General features: G+C 73.7%; 2 protein-coding genes. One reads left to right on the top strand and one right to left on the bottom strand.

The window, feature by feature from the left end; all coding sequences use genetic code 11:
* Window positions 1-586 precede the first annotated feature (586 nt).
* Window positions 587-2,071 carry a sensor histidine kinase gene (locus V7053_RS18445; protein ID WP_334173710.1) on the top strand — a complete coding sequence of 495 codons (1,485 nt, stop codon included), beginning with the start codon at window positions 587-589 and terminating at the stop codon, window positions 2,069-2,071.
* Here V7053_RS18445 and V7053_RS18450 read toward each other — a convergent pair.
* Entirely contained in the window at window positions 2,010-2,708 is a 699-nt protein-coding gene (locus V7053_RS18450; RefSeq protein ID WP_334173711.1) for a response regulator transcription factor, read from the bottom strand. The genes V7053_RS18445 and V7053_RS18450 overlap by 62 nt on opposite strands.
* Window positions 2,709-3,238 lie beyond the last annotated feature (530 nt).

Genomic DNA, 3,238 nt, shown 5'->3' on the forward strand with positions numbered 1-3,238 from the left:
ACCCGTTCGCCGCCGCCCCCGTCATCGCCACCGCCGGGCCCATGAGCCCGGCCACGAGCACCCCGCACAGGGCGCTGATGCCCAGGAAGGCCACGAGCTTGCCCAGGGCCGTGCTGGTGTCGATGAGCCGGCCCCGGCTGCCCGCCCTGCTCACCGCCAACGCTCCGCCTCCACAGGGGTGCTCGGTTCGGCTCCTGGTCTGCCCCCCGCACGGGTGCAGGGGGGTACGCAATCGCTGTAAGCCATGGAGGCCATCATGCAGCACAGGCCCTGAGAGATCTCTAAGAATCCCCGTCATAGCGTCCTGCGGCCGGTGCAGCCTGCCCATTCGGCCGCCGCCATCCCGCTGCATCCAAGGGCTGACAGCTCCAGGCTGCCTTCCTCTCCAGGTCGCGGCCGGCGCCCGTCTGCCAGAGGCCTTCGGCCTGCCATGCCCGCTCCCTTCTGCGCTGCAGGCCCGGGCCGGGCGTGTGGCGTGGGGGTATGCGCGGTGTGCGCTGAGGGGGCGCTGTGCCGCCCTGAGAGGAGGCTGAGCCGGGTGGGGGCCTGATTGGCCACGGGTGGGCTGGGGGCGCATGGTTGGAGCATGGGACGGGTGATTCCGGCCTCCCGGGGGCGTGCCCGTCCCCGGTGGGGTGTGCGCAGGTGGGCCACGGCCACGGCGGTGGCGGTGGTGGGGGCGGCGCTGGTGCTGGGCGGGGTGCTGCTGCTGGTGCTGCTGCAGAACTCCCTGATTGCCACGACCGAGGCCGCCGCCCGGCACCGGGCCCAGGATGTGGCGTACCAGATCACCAGCCAGGACCTCGGGGAGGCCGCCCGGGCCCTGGCGGCGACCGCCTCGGCGGGTCAGTACGTGCAGGTCATCGGCCCCGACGGGTCGGTGGCCGCTTCCTCGGAGCCGGCGGCGGGGGCCGCCCCGCTGACCGCGGCACGGCCGGCTCCGGGGACGATGCTCACCCAGAGCGTGTCCGGCCTGGCCAGCATCGGGGACCCGGATGCCTTCCTCGTCGTCGCCCTGGGCGTGCAGGGCCAGGGCGGCCCCTACACCGTCGTGGTGGCCTCGACAGTCCAGGTCCAGAAGGACACCGTGGCGACCTTGGGCTGGTTCCTGCTCGGGGCAGGCCCGGTGCTGCTGGGCCTGGTAGGGGTGGCGGTGTGGGTCCTGGTGGGCAGGTCGCTGCGCCAGGTCGAACGGATCCGTGCCCAGGTCGCCCGGATCGACGCCGCCCGCCTCGACGAGCGCGTCGAGGTACCCGGGACCGGGGACGAGGTCCACCGGCTCGCGGTGACGATGAACGACATGCTGGGCAGGCTGCAGGCCTCCGACCGGGCCCAGCGGGCCTTCGTCTCCGACGCCAGCCATGAGCTGCGCAGCCCGCTGGCCACCCTCTCGGCCGGGATCGAGGTCGCCGCCGCCGATCCGACCGGGAGGACGTGGGAGGAGATGAAGGAGGTACTGGGCGCGGAGGCATCCCGGATGGGGCACCTGGTCCAGGACCTGCTGACCCTGGCCCGGGCCGAGGACGCGGGCACCCGGATCCGGGTCGAGGACGTGGACCTGGACGACCTGCTCGATGCGGAGGTGCGCAGGCTGCGCAGCCTCGGTCGGCACCGCATCGAGGTGGCCCGGATGGAGCCGGTGCGCGTCGCCGGGGACGCCGCACGCCTGGGCCAGGTCCTGCGCAACGTGCTGGACAACGCCGCCCGCCACGCCCGCTCCCGCATCACAGTCGCCCTCGCGCGGGCCGAGGGCGGGGCGGTCCTGGACGTGGACAACGACGGCGACCCTGTGCCGGAGGCCGAGCGGGAGCGGATCTTCGAGCGTTTCGTCCGCCTGGACGAGAGCCGCTCCAGGGAGTCCGGCGGGGCCGGGCTCGGCCTGGCCATCGCCGCCGGGATCATGTCCGCCCACGGGGGAACGATCACCGCCGAGGAGGCCCCGGGCGGGGGCTGCAGGTTTCAGATCCGCCTGCCCGCCGCCCCGCCCGATCCCTGGGAATCCCTGGAGGTCAGGGGGCCTGGGAGCCCTGGGCCGGGCGGTCGGCGCCCAGCCGGTACCCCATCCCCCTGACGGTCTCGAGGGTGCTCAGCCCGAACGGGGCGTCGATCTTGCGCCGCAGGTAGCCGATGTAGACCTCCACGACGTTCTCGCTGCCCTCGAACGCCGGGTCCCAGACGCTGTCCAGGATCTCGGCCTTGGAGACCACCTGGTCCCGGTGGCGCATCAGGTACTGCAGGAGCCCGAACTCCCGGGCGGTCAGCTCCACCGGGGCATCCCCGCGCCGCACCCTCCGGCTCAGCGGGTCCAGGGACAGGGAGCCCACTTCCAAGAGGACCGGCCTCTCGGGGGCGCCGCGGCGCACGAGCGCGCGCAGCCGGGCGACCAGGACCACGAAGCTGAACGGCTTGGTCAGGTAGTCGTCGGCGCCCAGGTCGAACGCGTCGGCCTGGTCGTACTCCCCGTCCTTGGCCGTGAGCATCAGCACCGGTGCCCACACCGCCCGGGCGCGCAGCTCGCGCAGGACCTCGTACCCGTTCTTCCCCGGCAGCATCAGGTCCAGCACCACCGCGTCGTACGGGTGCTCGGAGGCCGCCCACAGCCCGCTGACCCCGTCATGGACGACGTCCACGACGAAGCCCTCGTTGGACAGCCCCCTGCGAAGGGCCTCGGCCAGGCCCTTCTCGTCCTCGACGACCAGCAGCCTCACAGGCCTCCCCTCTCCGTCTCTCCGCCCGCTCCCTCTGCGCGCCAGTGTCCCACCCGCGCCCTGAGGGTTCCCTGAGAGCAGCGCAGGAGAGGGCTCAGCCTCCGCTCAGGGACGCGTCGGACACTGGATGCAGGACCGGACCGGGACCCGCGGCAGGCAGCAAGCGCCTCGCGGGGGCTCGGACGACCTGGGGCTTTCGGGGCGGTCCGACGGGGTGAAACCCTCCGGGGCGGATCCCGGGCAGCATGCTGCACCGGTCGAGGGGCGAGGCACCGGGCCCGATCAACCGCGCCAGGGCGCTGCTGCGCCGCAGGGGCCGGTTCCTGTTCTTCAATGCCGTCGGCGTGTGCTGGTCGAGGGGCCGGGGGGCCTGCTCGGATTCCCCGCCTGGGGCCTCCTATCCCGTCTGGCAGGAGCGGGAGCCGCGGGATCGCGGTGCGGGCCGCCCTGTCCGCCTTCATCCGGCGGTGCCGTCGGCGGGCGCAGCAGCCCCCAAGGCCGCAGGAAGGGCTTGGGCGCCCTGAACGAGC

Source organism: Sinomonas sp. (genome assembly GCF_036848755.1).
Classification (GTDB): domain Bacteria; phylum Actinomycetota; class Actinomycetes; order Actinomycetales; family Micrococcaceae; genus Sinomonas.